Genomic DNA, 18,658 nt, shown 5'->3' with positions numbered 1-18,658 from the left:
TTATGTAGGTGTTTCTACATCTAGACGTCTATTCTAGTTTTGAATGGTCGAATTACAAGTAATTTTTTTCTGATCTGAAAGCCAAACGATTGCTTAAGTTTGCTCAAAATTTTTTGAATTTGGGTTAATATCCTAAAAATAAGCCACAAACAGCCGGATTTCCTCAGTAAAACGTTTGCAGTGATAAAAGTGCTTTGAGAGAATAGCCGCGCTGTTTTCAGCCCAATTTCGTTACTTTGAATTCGCTTAATGCACTCAGGAGCAGACATGTCTTCCCGTAACCTTCTTTCTAATAAAGAACTAGCCAATGCAATCCGCGCTCTTAGCATGGATGGTGTTCAACAAGCCAACTCTGGTCACCCAGGCGCACCAATGGGGATGGCTGATATCGCTGAAGTACTTTGGCGTTCTCACCTAAATCACAACCCACAAAACCCACAATGGGCAGACCGCGACCGTTTCGTTCTTTCCAACGGCCATGGCTCAATGTTGATTTACTCTTTGCTGCATCTAAGCGGTTACGAGTTATCGATTGATGATCTGAAAAACTTCCGTCAACTGCATTCAAAAACCCCGGGTCACCCAGAATATGGTTATGCACCGGGTGTTGAAACGACTACAGGTCCACTAGGCCAGGGCATTACCAACGCGGTTGGTATGGCAATGGCAGAGAAAGCACTAGCCGCACAATTTAATAAAGAAGGCCACGACATCGTCGACCACTTCACTTATGTATTCATGGGTGATGGCTGTTTGATGGAAGGTATTTCTCATGAAGCTTGTTCTTTAGCGGGTACGTTAGGTCTTGGCAAGCTGGTTGCTTTCTGGGATGACAACGGCATTTCTATTGATGGTCACGTTGAAGGTTGGTTCTCTGACGATACACCTAAACGTTTTGAAGCGTATGGTTGGCACGTTATTCCTGCGGTTGATGGCCACGATGCTGAAGCTATTAATGCGGCAATTGAAGCGGCGAAGGCTGAAACTGGTCGCCCAACTTTGATTTGTACTAAAACGATTATCGGTTTTGGTTCTCCAAATAAAGCGGGTTCACATGATTGTCATGGCGCGCCTCTTGGTGCGGAAGAAATTAAAGCTGCTCGTGAATTCCTAGGTTGGGAACACGGACCGTTTGAAATTCCTGCTGATATTTATGCACAGTGGGATGCAAAAGAAGCAGGTCAAGCAAAAGAATCCGCTTGGAACGACAAATTTAAAGCATACGCTGCGGCATACCCAGCGGAAGCGGCAGAACTGAAACGTCGTTTAAATGGTGATTTACCAGCACAGTGGGAAGAAAAAGCCAGCGCAATTATTGCCGACTTGCAAGCTAACCCTGCCAATATTGCATCACGTAAAGCGTCACAAAATGCGCTTGAAGCCTTTGGTGCAATGCTACCAGAATTTATGGGCGGCTCTGCTGACTTAGCACCTTCTAACCTTACTATGTGGTCTGGTTCTAAATCACTGACTGCGGAAGATTTCTCGGGTAACTACATTCACTACGGTGTGCGTGAATTCGGTATGACTGCCATCATGAACGGTATTGCACTTCATGGCGGTTTCGTTCCTTACGGCGCAACGTTCCTAATGTTTATGGAATACGCACGTAATGCAATGCGCATGGCCGCTCTGATGAAAATTCAGAACATTCAAGTGTACACGCACGACTCTATCGGTTTGGGTGAAGATGGCCCTACGCACCAACCGGTTGAGCAAATTGCTTCACTGCGTTTAACACCAAACATGAGCACATGGCGTCCATGTGACCAGGTGGAATCAGCGGTAGCTTGGAAACTGGCGATTGAGCGTAAAGATGGCCCATCTGCGCTTATCTTCTCTCGTCAGAACCTAGCACAGCAAGAGCGTACTGTTGAGCAAGTGGCTAACATTGCTAAGGGTGGTTACATCCTGAAAGACAGCGATGGTAAGCCTGAGCTAATCCTAATTGCGACAGGTTCAGAAGTTGAGCTAGCAGTGAAAGCCGCAGAGCAACTAACCGCAGAAGGTAAGAAAGTACGCGTGGTATCGATGCCTGCTACTGATGCATTCGATAAGCAAGATGCCGCTTACCGCGAAGCAGTATTGCCAGCAGACGTGACTAAGCGTATCGCGATTGAAGCGGGCATTGCAGATTTCTGGTACAAGTACGTTGGCTTTGGCGGCAAGATCATCGGTATGACCACCTTTGGTGAGTCAGCGCCTGCTGATCAGTTGTTCGAGATGTTTGGCTTCACTACTGAAAACGTAGTGAAAATAGCCAACGAGCTGCTTGCTTAATTGACTTTAGGCATACAATAAACAGAGCCTCGCTTGTTATAAGCGGGGCTTTTTTTATTGTCATCCCTAAACCACCGCCTTGGGCGGTGGTGATTGAACCTTGGGGCTATTGCCCGAATGAGTGCCCATGCTAGAAGTAAACCTCTTATTCACCATAAGTAAGAGGAAACTAAAAACATGGGCGATTATAGAAGTTCATCACATGTATATTGGCGTTGCAAATACCACATAGTTTGGACACCGAAATACAGATTTAAGATCTTGAAAGGGCGTTCAGTAATCCGCTTGTTTAACAAGTTCCCACATATAAGAAAGAAACCGTGGGGTAATCATTTTTGGGCAAGGGGATACTTTGTTGACACAGTTGGTGTGAATGAAGAAATCATCAGGCGTTACGTAAGGCACCAAGACAAGAAAGATCAAGAATATGAGGCGCAGTTAGAGTTGAAGATAAACTAGCAGCGCAGGGATGCCCCCTTATAGGGGGCTATAAACCAAAGCCGCCTTCTAAGAAGGCGGATTTTTACTTGCTCGACGTATCAACACTGTGAGTGAGAATCAAAGCGTTCAGGGAAATTCTATTTAACGTTTTATTAGGGTGTTGCTCTTAGCTGCTATCGGTTACTATTTGTGCCACTTAAAAAAGTTAAGATGATAGAAGAATGCTTAAAGTCGCAATCAATGGTTTTGGGCGTATCGGACGCAATGTATTACGTGCGATATATGAAAGTGGAAAGAATGAGCACATTAAAGTGGTTGCCGTGAACGAGTTGGCGCAGCCTGATGCGATGGCTCACCTTCTGCAATATGATACAAGTCATGGTCGATTTGGAAAAAAAATCAGCCATGATCAAGAGCACATCTATATCCACCATGACGCTTTGTCGCAAGCAAAGGGAAAATACGACTCGATTCGGATATTGCATCTTAGCGAAATTAAACTACTTCCTTGGCGCGATTTAGGCGTCGATATTGTTTTAGATTGTACGGGGGTGTATGGCTCTAAAGCTGATGGTCTAGAGCATATTGAAGCCGGTGCAAAGAAAGTGTTGTTTTCTCACCCGGGGGCGAATGATCTGGATAACACCATCATCTACGGTGTAAACCATGAAACGCTTCGTGCGGAACACCGCATAGTCTCTAACGGTTCTTGCACTACCAATTGCATTGTTCCTATCATCAAAGTGCTTGATGAAGCGTTTGGTATCGATTCGGGAACCATCACTACTATTCACTCTTCAATGAATGATCAACAAGTGATCGATGCTTACCACACAGACTTGCGTCGTACTCGTTCTGCCAGCCAATCTATCATCCCGGTTGATACCAAGTTGCATAAGGGGATTGAAAGGATCTTTCCGAAATTTTCTAACAAATTCGAAGCCATATCAGTGCGTGTACCGACAGTAAATGTGACGGCTATGGATTTAAGTGTCACAATTAATACAAATGTGAAAGTTAATGACGTAAATCAAACCATAGTTAACGCATCTCAGTGTACATTACAGGGCATTGTTGACTATACTGAAGCGCCGCTTGTTTCCATCGATTTCAACCATGATCCCCATAGTGCGATTGTTGATGGTTCACAAACAAGAGTAAGTAATGGGCAGTTAGTAAAAATGCTCGTTTGGTGTGATAACGAATGGGGCTTTGCGAATCGTATGCTGGATACGGCGCTCGCAATGCAAGCATCCGAGTAGTAGCAGGATGATGGAGAATTATTTATTTTTTTCCTTGAAATAAATAATGATAATCTCCATATCAATAACCAGTTTGAAGAATTAATAGGCTCGGCAAGGTTGCCGGGTTTCCAAAAACTTTATTTATTAATATTTGAGAGGACAAACCATGTCTGTAATCAAGATGACCGACCTGGACCTAGCAGGTAAACGCGTATTTATCCGTGCTGACCTAAACGTGCCAGTGAAAGATGGCAAAGTAACTTCTGATGCACGTATTCTTGCATCTCTACCAACAATTCAGCACTGTCTAGCGGCTGGCGCTAAAGTAATGGTTACTTCTCACCTAGGTCGTCCAACTGAAGGCGAATACGCGGAAGAGTTCTCTCTACTACCAGTTGTAAACTACCTAAACGACGCACTAGATTGCGAAGTTAAATTAGCAAAAGATTACCTAGATGGCCTAGAGCTGAACGCAGGTGAGCTTGTTGTTCTAGAAAACGTTCGCTTTAACAAAGGCGAGAAAAAGAACGAAGAAGAGCTTTCTAAGAAATACGCTGCACTATGTGACATCTTCGTCATGGATGCATTCGGTACGGCTCACCGTGCACAAGCGTCAACTCACGGTGTTGGTATGAACGCGCCTATCGCGTGTGCTGGTCCTCTACTTGCTGCTGAGCTAGAAGCGCTAGGCAAAGCAATGGATAACCCAGAACGCCCATTGGTTGCTATTGTTGGTGGTTCTAAAGTTTCAACGAAACTGACAGTTCTTGAGTCGCTATCTAAAATTGCTGACCAATTGGTTGTTGGCGGCGGCATTGCGAACACGTTTATCGCAGCATCTGGTCATAATGTTGGTAAGTCTTTGTACGAAGCTGACCTATTAGAAACTGCTAAAAAATTAATGGAAGAGTGTTCTATTCCAGTAGCCACTGACGTTGCATGTGCTAAAGCATTTGACGAAAACGCAGAAGCTGAAATCAAAAACGTTGCTGACGTTCAAGATGACGACATGATTTTCGACCTAGGCCCTGATTCAACGGCTCAACTTGCTGAAATCATTGCTAACGCAAAAACGATTCTTTGGAACGGCCCTGTAGGCGTATTTGAATTCAAAAACTTTGAAGCGGGTACGGCTGGTATTTCTAAAGCAATCGCTGAATCTGCAGGTTTCTCTGTAGCAGGTGGTGGTGACACACTAGCGGCTATCGACAAGTTCGGTATCAAAGCTGATGTTTCTTACATCTCTACTGGTGGTGGTGCTTTCCTTGAGTTTGTTGAAGGTAAAGTGTTACCAGCGGTTGAAATGCTAGAAGCGCGCGCTAAAGCATAATCATGAATGAGAGCGGGGGATTACTCCCGCTTTCTTGTTTGCTGCATAGGCGTTTTTATTCTGCTAGAATAGCGTCAGTTGTGAGCAAACGTTTGCAAGAATTTAAACTTAACTGTTTTATTTTTAAAACGACAGAATAAATAGGATCAAATCCATGTCTAAGATCTTCGATTTCGTAAAACCTGGTGTGATTTCTGGCGATGACGTACAGAAAGTATTTGAAGTAGCAAAAGAAAACAACTTTGCACTTCCTGCAGTAAACGTAGTAAACACTGATTCAATCAATGCGGTACTTGAAGCAGCATCAAAAGTAAAAGCACCAGTGGTTGTTCAGTTCTCTAACGGCGGCGCAGCTTTCTTTGCTGGTAAAGGCGTTAAACTTGAAGGTCAAGGCGCCCAAGTTCTTGGTGCTGTCGCTGGCGCGAAATACGTTCACGCAGTAGCGGAAACTTACGGTGTACCTGTTATTCTGCACACTGACCACGCGGCGAAGAAACTACTTCCTTGGATCGACGGTCTACTAGACGCGGGTGAAGAGTTCTTTGCTCAAACTGGTAAGCCTCTATTCTCTTCTCACATGCTAGACCTTTCTGAAGAGTCTCTAGAAGAGAACGTTGAAACTTGTGCGAAATACCTAGAGCGTATGGCTAAAATGGGTATGACTATCGAGATCGAACTAGGTTGTACTGGTGGTGAAGAAGACGGCGTTGATAACTCTGATATGGACGCATCTGAGCTTTACACTTCTCCTGAAGATGTTGCATACGCTTACGAAAAATTGAGTGCAGTTAGCCCACGTTTCACTATTGCGGCTTCTTTCGGTAACGTACACGGTGTTTACCAAGCTGGTAACGTTGTACTGACTCCAACTATCCTACGTGATTCTCAAGCATACTGTGCAGAGAAGTTTGGTATTGCGCCTAACGCTCTAAACTTCGTATTCCACGGCGGTTCTGGTTCTTCTGAAGCTGAAATCAAAGAATCAATCAGCTACGGTGTTATCAAAATGAACATCGATACTGATACACAGTGGGCGACTTGGGATGGTATCCGCAAGTACGAAGCAGAAAACCACGATTACCTACAAGGCCAAATTGGTAACCCTACTGGCGAATCTGCTCCGAACAAGAAGTACTATGATCCACGCGTATGGCTACGTGCTGGTCAAGCTTCAATGGTTGCTCGTTTAGAGAAAGCATTCGCTGACCTTAACGCGGTTGACGTACTATAATTTATTAAATTGAATACGATATTAGCCCGCTCATTGAGCGGGCTTTTTTGTTGTCAAAATTCAGTCTAAGTACTGGCGAATTATGAGAATATTGCTTAATCTGTAACAAGCTGATATCAAGTTTTGGGGTAAGTTTCTGTTTTGTCAGTCTTATCATTAAACTGGCTTTGCAAAATTATCAAAGTAAGATATTGTGCCAAAAAAATGACATCGCACGGTGAGTGTAAGTTTTTACTCTTGATGTTCAAATACAACAGCAAAATTATGACGATTTTATTTAGAGGATACGGAATATGGCTAGTGAATCTATGGGAATTGAAGTCCCATTGGTCGATGGTTTAGCGCAAGCGAATACTTGGTTAATGGATAACTCAGATCTTTTGGTGCAATACGGTGTCAATATTATCTCTGCGGTACTGATCCTGTTTATCGGTAATATCGTGGTCAAAGCCGTGGCGGGTAGTGTCGCGAAGGTTTTGAAAAAGAAGGAAATGGATAATGCGGTCGTTGAATTTATCCATGGTTTAGTCCGTTATTTGTTATTTGTTATTGTACTGATTGCTGCTTTAGGGCGCGTAGGCGTTGAAACCGCTTCAGTGGTTGCCGTTATCGGTGCAGCAGGCTTAGCTATTGGTTTAGCACTGCAAGGTTCACTTTCTAACTTTGCAGCAGGTGTGTTGATTGTCGCATTCCGCCCATTTAAATCCGGTGATTATGTTGAAATCAGCGGAGTGGCGGGTTCTGTTGAAGCTATTCAAATTTTCCAAACCATCCTAAAAACACCTGATAACAAAATGGTTGTCGTTCCTAACTCTGGTGTTATTGGTGGAGCCATTACTAACTATTCACGTCATGCAACTCGCCGTGTTGATATGGTGATCGGTGTTTCTTACAAAGCTGATCTGCAAAAAACCAAGCAAGTGTTACGTGCAACGTTGGAAAAAGATCCGCGTATCTTAAAAGATCCAGACATGACAATTGGTGTACTGGCGCTAGCTGATTCTTCTGTAAACTTTGTAGTACGTCCATGGGTAAAAACTGAAGATTACTGGGGTGTATACTTTGATTCAATGCAAGCTATTAAAGAAGCACTGGATGCCAATGGTATCGAGATTCCATTCCCACAAATGGATGTGCATTTAAACAAACTAGATTGATTCGGTTTGTAAGAATCCATTTTATTTAGATAAAGAAAAAGGCGTGAAATGAGTTATCATTTCACGCCTTTACTGTCATTAGCTTATCTATAAGGTATGGATTGTGTTTGGAAGTAGTGACAGCAACCGGTCTAAATCTTGCCCAGTAATACCGAATGTATATTCTGGATCGCCCGGCGTATACAGAAGCTCTTGATGCTTAAATAAGGTGCGATCAACAACCATGATAATGTGGGGCGGAAGTCCAAATGGGCAAACGGCACCTGGTACACAACCTAATTGTTCAATCATCTCTTCATCGCTACAAATAGAAGGACGTTTACCTAGCAACGCTTTAAGTTGCTTGCTGTCTAAGCGTTTGTCTTTCTCTGTCAAGTAGAGTACAAAGTCGCCATTTTTAAGTTTTAGAAATAGACTTTTACTGTGTGTGCCGATCCAATCCAATTGCTTCGCTATTTTTTCATCGGTCGCAAAATCTAGGATCGGTTCATGCCGCCATTGGTTAAAGGTGATTCCTGCCTGTGCTAATAAATCGAGATTTGCTTTAAATATGGCTTCTAGCCGAGTCATGTTTTACTCCTAAGAGGAATAGCTAAGAGCTAGTTCTTTGGTCAGCATAAAGGCAATGGCAAACATCATCACCGCTACCGCTATATCGATGCCTTTTTTTACTTTAGGCTTGGAAAGTGTTGGCCCTAATTTAGCCGCACCGATGGACAATGAATAGAACCAAACAAACGATGCCATCATAGTGCCTATGGCAAATAAAATCCGGTCGTTGCCTTCAAATTGACCGCCAATCGACCCTAATATGACGACAGTATCTAAATACAAATGTGGGTTCAATACTGTGACGGCCAATGCACCTAGAATGACGGTTCGCTTGCCACGAGCAATCACTTCACTGTTTGATTCCTGATTTTTCTGTGGGTTAAAAGCACTTCTTAAAGAAAGAAACCCGTAAAATGAGAGAAATGCGATTCCACCTAATGTCACTGCGGTGAGTAGTGACTCATTTTGTGACAAAATCGCGCCACCGCCAAATATGCCCAGAGCTATAAATAGCACATCTAAAAGACTACAGATGGTTGCGGTCGTTAAGTGGTGATTACGCTTAATACCTTGGTTGAGTACATACGCATTTTGTGCGCCGATAGGAATGATCATCGTCGCGCCTAAGCCAAACCCTTGTAGCAAAATCCAAAAATTCACATCCATCCTCATATTGTGAATAAAAAGTATGCGTGCAAGATAGCGGCAGTTTTAAAATAAGTATAATTAATGATTTTAATAATATATAAGGAAGTCTAATGAGATTTGAACATAAGGAGATAATTCATGAGAGGATTGGATTATAAATGGATCGAAGCACTGGATGCGGTATTAAAACAAGGCAGCTTTGAACGAGCGGCAGAAAATCTCTATATTTCTCAATCGGCTATTTCTCAGCGAATCAAACAACTTGAAAAGTTTGTTGCTCAACCTGTTTTAATTCGTGAACAGCCACCAAGGCCGACAATGATTGGTAAAAAACTACTAGGGCTCTATCGACGTGTTCTATTGTTAGAAAATGATCTCGTTCCTGAATTAATGAATGAAGAGTGCGCGCGTCCCATTTCGATTTCAATAGCGACTAATGCTGATAGTCTAGCGACGTGGCTGCTTCCTGCATTATCAAATATCATGAAAACTCGGCAAGTTGAGTTAAATTTAGCGATTTTTGGTGAGTCTCGAACCATTGATAAACTGAAAAGTGGTGAGGTTGCAGGAGCGATTAGCTTAGAGTCCCAACCCATTGCTGGCTGTAGTGCTGATTACCTTGGAAGAATGGATTATGTCTGTGTGGCCAATCCTGACTTTTATCAACGTTACTTCTCACAAGGCGTTAATTTTAATACCTTAAAAAAAGCGCCTGCTGTTTCCTATGATCAATATGACGATTTACATAAGAAATTTTTACATGATCACTTTAACGTTCCAAGAGATTCTGTTATCAATCATACGGTTGGAAGTTCTGAAGCTTTTGTAAAACTTGCGGTATCAGGTGCCGCCTATTGTTTGATCCCTCGTTTACAGATAGAAAAAGAGCTCGCTAAAGGGGCTCTCATCGATATCACTCCTGGTTTTATTTTGACCAACCGAATTTATTGGCATCATTGGCAATTAGAAACCGGCATATTGCAGGCAATCTCACAAGCGATCCTTGAATATGCTCGAACTGCCTTACCTCAATGATCAACGTCAGAGTTGTGTGATTTCGTTTTGCTGCTATTTGATTACTGCTGACATCGCCTATTATGTAGTCATGTAATTGAATTAGGGTAGAGACATGAAATTGATAACAAGTGTTGCCGTATTAACTGGATTAATGAGTTTTGGTTCGTGGGCGCAAGATATGAGCTTTCCTCACCTTTCCACCACTGGCTATGGTGAAGTGATTGCTGTACCAGACATGGCTGAATTCTCTGTAAAGGTCGTCGAGTCGACACTTACAGCGGAACAGGCTAAAGCAACGGTCGATAAGGTTGTTGAGTCGTTTGTAGCTCGCTTGAAAGAGTCTGGTGTTACTTCAATGCAGATTTCTAGCTCTAACCTCTACCTCGCACCGCAATACCATTATCCCAAATCTGGCAAACCAGAGTTAATCGGTTACCAAGCAACTCGTAGTGTGACGGTGGAAGTTTCTGATCTCAGTAAATTAAACCAATATTTAGATGTTGCACTGGGTGAAGGAATCAACCAAGTTGATAAGATTCAACTTAAAGTTCGTGAACAAGAAAAATACCAACAACAAGCACGATTAGCAGCGATTAAAGATGCCAATGCAAAAGCTCGTTCGTTGGCTGAGGGGTTTGAATTGAAGTTGGGTGAGGTATGGAAAATTGATTACAACACTCCTAGCACCCAGCCGATCATGATGAGAGCAATGGCTATGGATGCTAACTCTGAGTCTAATGGTTACCAAGATTCAACGTTGACTATTCGAGATAGGGTCAATGTTGTGTATAAAATAGAGGACTGAAAAATACAGACGATACTGTTTTTGTATCTTTATTGTTGAGGTCTATAGTGTTTAAAATCGCGGCTGTAGGGGTAGACTAAAGTCTAACTCCACAGCCGCGATTTTATAGACTTAAACCAAGGCAGCAAACGTTCTTACACAAATGTGCCGACATGGTTCGATATGAGTCAAAAACTTTGGGCGTAATCGTATCTTTGTGCCGCAGTAGTGATGGTATTGCGTGGTATCACGTTTTCCTCTCATCAAGACTAAAGTCTAATATCATTTTTCACTTGAGCTAAACTGAATAATAAGTAAACTGTTGCTTTTTTAATCACCAGTTTGCCCTGTTCTAAGCAGGAAGTTAGCTTTTTATTCATTTATTGAGTTAAAAGATAAGGAAATCATACGCTTCGGGCACGAGAGGCATAGTATGTATAATTATTTTCTAGTGAGATTGACCATCGGTTGTTTGGTCGTATTGGGAATAAAGCTTAGTGCGCTTTATTTTCTACCTATGGTGTTATTGCTTAACACCCATCACAAAGAGTTTTTTGGTTGGTAAATGCAAATACCTTGGTGAACAGCCTACATAATCCAAACCGCAGAAACAAAAAATCGGGGCAAGCCCCGATTTTTCTGTTTTTATTCGACGTTCGATTATAGAACGTGAACAGATGCAGTGTTTGTAGTACCTGAAGCAACAAGAGCACCAGAAACCATAACCACGATATCACCTTTTTTGCCTAGACCAGAAGTTAGAGCAATTTCTTTACCATTGATGTAGAAAGCGTCGGTGTTTTCGATGCTATCAACAACAACAGGAGTAACACCTTTAGTCAGCACTAGCTGAGCAGCTGTTTTCGCGTTAGTTGTTACTGCGATGATGTTCGCTGTTGGGAAGTATTTACGTACTGAACGTGCAGATTTACCTGCTTCAGTTGCAACAACGATAAGTGGTGCAGCTAGCTTCTCAGCTGTATCTACAGCGCCTTTACATACCGCTTCTGTGATACGTAGACGAGGGCTGTCTAGGCGTGAACCTAGTTCTGCTTTCAGAGCACTGTCGGTACGAGCACAGATTTGCGCCATAATAGTTACAGCTTCAACTGGGTATTTACCTTTAGCAGTTTCACCAGAAAGCATTACTGCATCGGTACCATCCATTACTGCGTTCGCAACGTCACCAGCTTCTGCGCGAGTTGGACGTGGGTTCTTGATCATAGAATCAAGCATTTGAGTTGCAGTAATAACGACTTTACGTGCGCGGTTACATTTTTCGATCATCATTTTCTGAGCGAAGATAACTTCTTCAGCTGGGATCTCTACACCTAGGTCGCCACGTGCAACCATGATGCCGTCAGAAAGCTCAAGAATTTCGTCAAAGTTATCAACGCCTTCTTGGTTTTCAATTTTAGAGATGATTTGGATGCTAGCGCCGCCGTTTGCTGTTAGCAGTTCGCGAATTTCACGTACATCGTCAGCTTTACGAATGAAAGAAGCAGCAACAAAGTCAACGCCTTGCTCACAACCAAATTTAAGGTCTGCTTTATCTTTTTCAGATAGTGCTGGTAGGTTTACTGAAACATTAGGTAAGTTAACACCTTTGTTTTCGCCTAGTGCACCATTGTTTAGAACTTTACACTTAACTTCAGTAGCTGTAGTCGCGATAACTTCCATTTCGATTAGGCCGTCATCAACAAGGATTGTATTGCCTACAGTTAGGTCGTTCGCAAAACCTGCGTAAGTAACAGCTACAGTGTCTTTGTTACCAACAACGCTAGTGTCAGTAGTAAATGTAAACTCTTGACCAGCAACTAGATCAACGTCATCGCCGTTTTCTAGTTTGATAGTACGGATTTCAGGGCCTTTAGTATCCAAAAGGATAGCTAGAGTCTTACCAGTATTTTCCATTACTTTACGGAAGTTCGAGATACGAGTACCGTGCTCTGCGAAGTCACCGTGAGAGAAGTTTAAACGCATAACGTTCATGCCAGCGTTTACTAGTTCAGTTAGTTTCTCTACAGATTCAGTTTTAGGGCCAATCGTACATACGATTTTGGTCTTTTTCATGGAAGGTTCTCTCCGGTAAATTTTATTACAATTTGAAAGTTAGTTTTGTGCTCTCAAGTCATCACAAGTGGCAATCTATTCTTATCTATTACCCTACATCAATTTCAGTGATTTTGTGACCAAAGAGCTGAAAGTCTTTCAACAGTTTAGTCATTTTATGACCAACTGTTGCGGATTTTGTGTCGTAATTCTGCCACTTATTTAGCCTAAACCCAGTAAGTTGCAAAAAAATAACGGTCAATTCTGTAATTTTTTTTCTTTTCGGCGCGAATTCTACCACCTAATGAGTTCAATATCACTGTCTAAGAATTGTCTTAGGACAAGGTTTTAGTGTGAATTATTAATTTTTTGGTTCGAAATAAATAGACAATAAAGTTTCGTTTCGGATATTATTTGTTTCGGTTCGTAATATTGAAAATAAATAAACATGTCGAAACGAAACACACAGCTTAGAAGACACACCATCGCTAACTTAGTGAATGAACAAGGTGAAGTCAGTGTTGAGGCTCTATCCGGTCAATTTGAAACCTCAGAGGTGACGATTAGAAAGGATTTGGCTTCTCTTGAAAAAAATGGTCAGTTGCTGCGTCGCTATGGCGGTGCCATCGCTTTGCCTAAAGAAGTGGTGAGTGATGAATTTAGCCCTAAAGTTTCGAACCGAAAGTTAAAGCTAGCAAGAGCCGCTGCAAAGCTGATCCGTGACCATAACCGCATCGTGATCGATTGTGGTAGCACTACAGCGGCATTAATTCAGCAGTTGAATGAAAAACGTGGTCTGGTAGTGATGACCAACTCATTAAATGTGGCGAATGCTCTGAACGAATTAGAAAGTGAACCTACATTATTAATGACCGGCGGGACTTGGGATGCTCATTCCGAATCTTTTCAAGGAAAGGTCGCCGAGTCAGTCTTGCGCTCTTACGATTTTGATCAACTCTTTATTGGTGCCGATGGTATCGACCTAGATCGCGGCACCACCACATTCAATGAATTAGTGGGGCTGAGCAAAGTGATGGCTGAAGTTTCCCGTGAAGTGATTGTCATGATTGAATCTGACAAGGTTGGACGCAAAATTCCTAATCTAGAGCTGGCATGGGAACACATCAACGTTCTGGTTACTGATAATGAACTGAGCGACGAAAAGGCTGCGCTGATTGAATCTCATCAAGTTCGAGTTATTCGCGCTTAACAACGTATTAAACGTCTCTAAGTTAAGCCTTTCGCTTGCGGCTTTAGGGATGAAACATAAATCTAAAATGGAGTGAAACCTTATGTGTGGAATCGTCGGTGCAGTAGCACAACGAGATGTGGCAGAAATTCTAGTTGAAGGACTGCGTCGTTTAGAATACCGAGGCTATGACTCTGCTGGTGTTGCCGTTGTTGATAGTGAAAGTAACCTCACTCGCGTACGTCGTTTAGGCAAAGTTCAAGAGCTTGCTGATGCCGTTGAAAAACAAAACGTTGTTGGTGGTACTGGTATTGCACATACTCGTTGGGCGACACACGGTGAACCTTCTGAGGCTAACGCCCATCCACACATGTCGGGCGACATCGCTGTTGTGCATAACGGCATTATTGAAAACTATGAACAATTACGTGAAATGTTACGTGAACGTGGCTACGTATTCGAATCTCAAACTGATACAGAAGTCATTGCACACCTAGTGGAGTGGGAGCTTCGTAGTTCTTCTTCTTTGCGTGAAGCGCTGCAAAAAACGGCTAAGCAACTAAGTGGTGCTTATGGTACGGTCGTGGTTGATCGTAAAGATCCGAGCCGTATTGTTGTCGCGCGTTCAGGTAGCCCTATCGTAATTGGCTTAGGGGTTGGTGAAAACTTCTTAGCTTCTGATCAATTGGCGCTTTTAAGCGTAACTCGTCGCTTTATATACCTTGAAGAAGGTGATGTTGCTGAAATCACTCGTCGTGAAGTCGCTATTTTTGATACCAATGGCAACCCAGTAGAGCGTGAAGAAACACAGTCTAATGCTGAACATGATGCTGGTGATAAAGGCAAATATCGTCACTTCATGCAAAAAGAGATCTTTGAGCAGCCAACAGCGCTGATCAATACGATGGAAGGGCGCATTTCAGCTGATTCTGTTATTACTAACGCCATTGGTGTCAATGCTGAAGAAATTCTCAACAAAGTGGAACACGTGCAGATCATCGCATGTGGGACATCTTATAACTCTGGCATGGCGGCTCGTTATTGGTTTGAATCACTTGCTGGCGTAAGTTGTGATGTTGAGATTGCATCAGAGTTCCGTTACCGTAAGTTTGTGACTCGTCCAAACAGTTTGTTAATTACCCTTTCTCAATCTGGTGAAACGGCCGATACTCTGGCTGCATTACGTCTAGCGAAAGAAAAAGGTTACATGGCAGCCATGACAGTCTGTAACGTCGCGGGTTCATCCTTGGTTCGTGAGTCTGATTTTGCCTTCATGACTCGTGCTGGCACCGAGATCGGTGTTGCATCAACCAAAGCCTTTACTACTCAATTAGCCGCTTTATTAATGATGGTTACCGCACTTGGCAAACAAAAAGGTGTGATTGGCCGTGAAAAAGAAGCAGAGATAGTAGAAGCATTGCATGCATTGCCAGCTCAAATTGAACAAGCCTTGTCATTTGATAAAGAAATTGAAGCGTTAGCGACAGATTTTGCCGACAAGCACCACACGCTATTCTTAGGTCGCGGTGAATTCTACCCGATTGCGATGGAAGCTTCGTTAAAACTGAAAGAGATTTCGTACATTCACGCAGAAGCCTATGCGGCCGGTGAATTGAAACATGGCCCGTTAGCATTAATTGACGCAGACATGCCAGTAGTCGTTGTTGCACCGAATAATGAACTGCTTGAAAAACTAAAATCAAACGTGGAAGAAGTTCGCGCACGTGGTGGCTTGTTGTATGTCTTTGCTGACGAAAAAGCAGGCTTTGAAGGTGATGAAAACATGAAAATCATCACCATGCCGCATGTCAGTGATATCACAGCACCTATCTATTACACCATACCAATGCAGCTACTTTCTTATCACGTTGCATTAATCAAAGGGACCGACGTGGATCAACCGCGTAACCTAGCGAAAGCGGTAACGGTTGAGTAATACTCTGTACGAATGATATGGGTTGTTGTGAGAGAGTAATAAAGTCTCATACCAAGTAATAAAGATTCATACTAAGTATTAAAGTATCATACTAAAATGGCAGCTAGCGCAGTCGATACGCTGCCATTTCTAAATCGAAAATGCCCCGAAGTTTGTTGTGGCTAGATTGGACCTGATTTCAAACATCTGTGTTTGGTTTACTTTTCCTCACGTTGAAGGTCGGACTTTGCGCCCAAATTTGCTAATCCACTACAATTTGACTTTTAATTATGATGTCAGTTCTTCCATTGGCCTATTTTTGTGCCTCTAGTTAGATGGTTGAAATTGGGAAAAAATGGAGGCCAGAGGCCTCCGAATGTGATCAAGGTGAATATTATTGAATTAGAAAGGAGGTGAGTGTAGATACTTGAAGGGGTATTCAATCTATCTGTTACTTTGAGCTTGAGAGTTCAGGTACGATACTGACCAAGTTATTCCTTCTTTTTGAATACAATAAATATAACAGTTGAGGAACTTGAAGAAAATAACGTGGCAATTTTTGCTGGAGCAGGTTTATCTTCTTCTGCTGGATATGTTAACTGGAAAGAACTAATTCGTCCTTTGGCCAAAGAGTTACAGTTGGATGTCGATCAAGAACATGATTTAGTTGGTATCGCTCAGTATTATTTTAATGAAAATGGCCGATATCGTATTAGCCAACAACTTATGGATGAAATTGCATCTGCGAAAAGCCCTACCGAAAATCACCGGATACTTTCAAGCTTGCCAATTAGCACATACTGGACAACTAATTACGATAAACTTATAGAGAAATCGCTAGAAGAAAATGGAAAAATTGTTGATGTAAAATATAGTAACAACCATTTGTCACTAACTAAGAAAAAGCGTGATGCAGTCGTCTATAAAATGCATGGGGATATTGATCATCCGGATACAGCTGTATTAACTAAAGATGACTATGAAAAATACTCAGTCAGAAAAGCTCCTTATATAACTGCACTCTCTGGAGATCTTGTCTCAAAAACGTTTTTGTTTTTAGGGTTTAGTTTTACTGATCCAAATTTAGATTACATTATGAGTCGAGTTAGAGCTTATTTTGAAGATCATCTAAGACAGCATTACTGTATTTTTAAAAAGTGCAGCAAATCAGATTATCCTAATGAGGATGAATTAAAAAATGCATTAGTTAAACAAAATTTGCTAATAAGAGATCTTCAAAGATTTAGAGTTAAAACACTTTTGGTTGATAATTATTCTGAGATAACGGTAATCTTGAAAAGAATTGATAACTTGTATCGAAGACGAACTATTTTCTTATCAGGGAGTGCAAGTGATTTTGGGAAGTGGGCAAAAGAAGATGTAGAAAGCTTTTTGTGTAAACTTGGTGCTATTTTAGTAGAAAGGAATTATAAAATATCTTCTGGTATCGGCTTGGGTATAGGTAATGCGTTTATAACTGGGGCAATCCAATCAGTGTACAGTTATCACAACGGAAAAGTTAGTGATTACTTAAATATGAAGCCTTTCCCACAATTTATAGACGATGCTAATTTAAGAAAAAGCACTTGGACTAAGTATAGACGAGAAATCATTGGTTCTTCTGGCATTGCATTATTTTTCATGGGAAATAAGTTTGTTAATAATGAAATTGTTAATGCTGATGGAATGGAAGAAGAGTTCGATATAGCTCGAGAGCTTGGATTACAAATTGTACCTATAGGTTGTAGCGGGTATAAAGCAAAAGAAATATGGGATCGTGTCAAGTCTCATCCAGATTATTATTTTGAACTAATATCCGATGAATTTATTCAGGCCTTGGATGATCTTGGAGAAGAGGTGGAAAAACCTGAGCACTTGATTTCCAAAATACTTCACTTTCTCGATTTAATATCAAAGGAATAAAATTATGGCAAAACGTGTTTTTTTTAGTTTTCACTACAATGATGTTATAGACTTTAGAGCAAACGTCGTGAGAAATCATTGGTTGACTAAACCCGATAGAGAGATATGTGGTTATTATGATGCATCCATTTGGGAAGAAGCAAAGAAACAAGGTGATATAGCACTGAAAAGGTTAATTAATAATGGATTAAAACAAACATCTAATACATGCGTTTTAATAGGTTCTGGTACTTACTTAAGACCATGGGTCAGATATGAGGTTTTAAAAAGTTTTAAAAAAGGAAACCATTTATTTGGTGTGCATATTAACTCTATAAAAAGTAAATCTCAGGAAACAAAAAAGAAAGGTCCAAACCCATTTGAGTATGTTGGCGTTACTTTTTCCGATTCTGGTAAAACGGTAACATTATGGGAAAAAATCAATGGGGAATGGATTAAATATGACAAGATTGATGGATCTGCCTCTTATCAATTGGATACCCCTATTAAACAAGAAATGCGAGGTAATGGATACAATCTTAGCCATTTTTATAGTGTTTATTGCTGGGTCGATGATAGTGGTTATCAAAACTTTTCCAACTGGGTAGGTTGATTTCAGATACCTCCTACTGCCTATGTTCATTATCTATCTACTTGTTAACAGCATAAGTTACTAGGCGTATCTTTATTGGATACGCCTAGTATGATACTTTATTACTTGGTTTTAAATAACTACTGTAATGCGGTGTGAATATATTATGATACTTTATTTTTAAACTGAAAATGGATGCCCATTATAGAATGGGATTTCAAATGATTTTTAGTATGAAACTTTATTCTCCTCCCACAGTTGTATGGGAGTAATGAAGTCTCATACTAAAATGGCAGCGTTCTCATCGGTACGCTGTCATTTCTA

At 41.5% G+C, this 18,658-nt stretch carries 15 protein-coding genes; 12 read left to right on the top strand and 3 right to left on the bottom strand.

All coding sequences use genetic code 11. The features are described 5' to 3' along the window. Positions 1-267 precede the first annotated feature (267 nt). The 6 genes from tkt (at position 268) to mscS (ending at position 7,683) form a co-directional block, all read left to right on the top strand. Positions 268-2,280 (top strand): transketolase, encoded by a 2,013-nt coding sequence (tkt, locus tag MCT08_RS13330; protein WP_274678583.1) that lies wholly within the window; start codon positions 268-270, stop codon positions 2,278-2,280. A 177-nt stretch (positions 2,281-2,457) separates the two neighbouring features. Next, the gene (locus MCT08_RS13325; protein WP_168520798.1) at positions 2,458-2,739 is read left to right on the top strand and encodes a transposase; all 282 of its coding nucleotides are present in this window, start codon (positions 2,458-2,460) and stop codon (positions 2,737-2,739) included. A 203-nt stretch (positions 2,740-2,942) separates the two neighbouring features. Beyond that, a complete protein-coding gene (gene epd, locus MCT08_RS13320; RefSeq protein WP_053311393.1) occupies positions 2,943-3,983 on the top strand; it encodes an erythrose-4-phosphate dehydrogenase in 1,041 nt (346 codons plus the stop codon). A gap of 148 nt (positions 3,984-4,131) precedes the next feature. Next, positions 4,132-5,295 carry a phosphoglycerate kinase gene (locus MCT08_RS13315; RefSeq protein WP_053311392.1) on the top strand — a complete coding sequence of 388 codons (1,164 nt, stop codon included), beginning with the start codon at positions 4,132-4,134 and terminating at the stop codon, positions 5,293-5,295. 154 nt (positions 5,296-5,449) lie between these two features. Further along, positions 5,450-6,526, top strand: a complete 1,077-nt coding sequence (gene fbaA / locus MCT08_RS13310; protein ID WP_053311391.1) for a class II fructose-bisphosphate aldolase — start codon at positions 5,450-5,452, stop codon at positions 6,524-6,526. A gap of 293 nt (positions 6,527-6,819) precedes the next feature. Further along, positions 6,820-7,683, top strand: coding sequence for a small-conductance mechanosensitive channel MscS (gene mscS, locus MCT08_RS13305; RefSeq protein WP_168523440.1), 864 nt, complete (start codon positions 6,820-6,822; stop codon positions 7,681-7,683). Between the two features lie 87 nt (positions 7,684-7,770). On the opposite strand, the gene MCT08_RS13300 is transcribed toward mscS, so the two are convergent. Then, positions 7,771-8,253, bottom strand: coding sequence for a YbaK/EbsC family protein (locus MCT08_RS13300; RefSeq protein ID WP_053311389.1), 483 nt, complete (start codon positions 8,251-8,253; stop codon positions 7,771-7,773). Between the two features lie 9 nt (positions 8,254-8,262). Further along, positions 8,263-8,895, bottom strand: a complete 633-nt coding sequence (locus MCT08_RS13295) for a LysE/ArgO family amino acid transporter (RefSeq protein ID WP_053311399.1) — start codon at positions 8,893-8,895, stop codon at positions 8,263-8,265. Positions 8,896-9,021: 126 nt separating this feature from the next. Here MCT08_RS13295 and MCT08_RS13290 point away from each other — a divergent pair, with 126 nt between their 5' ends. Then, positions 9,022-9,918, top strand: a complete 897-nt coding sequence (locus MCT08_RS13290; RefSeq protein ID WP_053311388.1) for a LysR family transcriptional regulator ArgP — start codon at positions 9,022-9,024, stop codon at positions 9,916-9,918. Between the two features lie 94 nt (positions 9,919-10,012). Then, positions 10,013-10,705: an oxidative stress defense protein gene (locus MCT08_RS13285; protein WP_274678582.1), complete on the top strand. Its 693-nt coding sequence runs from the start codon at positions 10,013-10,015 to the stop codon at positions 10,703-10,705. Positions 10,706-11,344: 639 nt separating this feature from the next. Here the strand turns inward: MCT08_RS13285 and pykF are convergent. Beyond that, complete coding sequence (pykF, locus tag MCT08_RS13280; protein ID WP_053311386.1) at positions 11,345-12,757, bottom strand: pyruvate kinase PykF; 1,413 nt, start codon at positions 12,755-12,757, stop codon at positions 11,345-11,347. A gap of 427 nt (positions 12,758-13,184) precedes the next feature. Between pykF and MCT08_RS13275 the strand changes: the two genes are divergently transcribed. The 4 genes from MCT08_RS13275 (at position 13,185) to MCT08_RS13260 (ending at position 18,355) form a co-directional block, all read left to right on the top strand. Continuing rightward, the gene (locus MCT08_RS13275) at positions 13,185-13,946 is read left to right on the top strand and encodes a DeoR/GlpR family DNA-binding transcription regulator (protein WP_053311384.1); all 762 of its coding nucleotides are present in this window, start codon (positions 13,185-13,187) and stop codon (positions 13,944-13,946) included. Between the two features lie 82 nt (positions 13,947-14,028). Then, a complete protein-coding gene (gene glmS, locus MCT08_RS13270) occupies positions 14,029-15,861 on the top strand; it encodes a glutamine--fructose-6-phosphate transaminase (isomerizing) (RefSeq protein ID WP_053311383.1) in 1,833 nt (610 codons plus the stop codon). 528 nt (positions 15,862-16,389) lie between these two features. Then, entirely contained in the window at positions 16,390-17,763 is a 1,374-nt protein-coding gene (locus MCT08_RS13265) for an SIR2 family protein (RefSeq protein WP_274678581.1), read from the top strand. 4 nt (positions 17,764-17,767) lie between these two features. Continuing rightward, positions 17,768-18,355 carry a TIR domain-containing protein gene (locus MCT08_RS13260; protein WP_274678580.1) on the top strand — a complete coding sequence of 196 codons (588 nt, stop codon included), beginning with the start codon at positions 17,768-17,770 and terminating at the stop codon, positions 18,353-18,355. The last annotated feature ends 303 nt before the right edge of the window (positions 18,356-18,658 follow it).

The sequence above is a fragment of the Vibrio aestuarianus genome (assembly GCF_028858425.1).
In the GTDB taxonomy this organism is placed as follows: Bacteria; Pseudomonadota; Gammaproteobacteria; order Enterobacterales; family Vibrionaceae; genus Vibrio; species Vibrio aestuarianus.
The sequence above is the reverse complement of the archived record's forward strand: the minus strand, read 5'-3'. Positions and strand labels throughout refer to the sequence as shown.

Bases quoted from the DNA above. Each gene is read 5' to 3' on its own strand.
- tkt (WP_274678583.1), top strand. From the start codon at position 268: ATGTCTTCCCGTAACCTTCTTTCTAATAAAGAACTAGCCAATGCAATC.
- MCT08_RS13325 (WP_168520798.1), top strand. From the start codon at position 2,458: ATGGGCGATTATAGAAGTTCATCACATGTATATTGGCGTTGCAAATAC.
- epd (WP_053311393.1), top strand. From the start codon at position 2,943: ATGCTTAAAGTCGCAATCAATGGTTTTGGGCGTATCGGACGCAATGTA.
- MCT08_RS13315 (WP_053311392.1), top strand. From the start codon at position 4,132: ATGTCTGTAATCAAGATGACCGACCTGGACCTAGCAGGTAAACGCGTA.
- fbaA (WP_053311391.1), top strand. From the start codon at position 5,450: ATGTCTAAGATCTTCGATTTCGTAAAACCTGGTGTGATTTCTGGCGAT.
- mscS (WP_168523440.1), top strand. From the start codon at position 6,820: ATGGCTAGTGAATCTATGGGAATTGAAGTCCCATTGGTCGATGGTTTA.
- MCT08_RS13300 (WP_053311389.1), bottom strand. From the start codon at position 8,253: ATGACTCGGCTAGAAGCCATATTTAAAGCAAATCTCGATTTATTAGCA.
- MCT08_RS13290 (WP_053311388.1), top strand. From the start codon at position 9,022: ATGAGAGGATTGGATTATAAATGGATCGAAGCACTGGATGCGGTATTA.
- MCT08_RS13285 (WP_274678582.1), top strand. From the start codon at position 10,013: ATGAAATTGATAACAAGTGTTGCCGTATTAACTGGATTAATGAGTTTT.
- pykF (WP_053311386.1), bottom strand. From the start codon at position 12,757: ATGAAAAAGACCAAAATCGTATGTACGATTGGCCCTAAAACTGAATCT.
- MCT08_RS13275 (WP_053311384.1), top strand. From the start codon at position 13,185: ATGTCGAAACGAAACACACAGCTTAGAAGACACACCATCGCTAACTTA.
- glmS (WP_053311383.1), top strand. From the start codon at position 14,029: ATGTGTGGAATCGTCGGTGCAGTAGCACAACGAGATGTGGCAGAAATT.
- MCT08_RS13260 (WP_274678580.1), top strand. From the start codon at position 17,768: ATGGCAAAACGTGTTTTTTTTAGTTTTCACTACAATGATGTTATAGAC.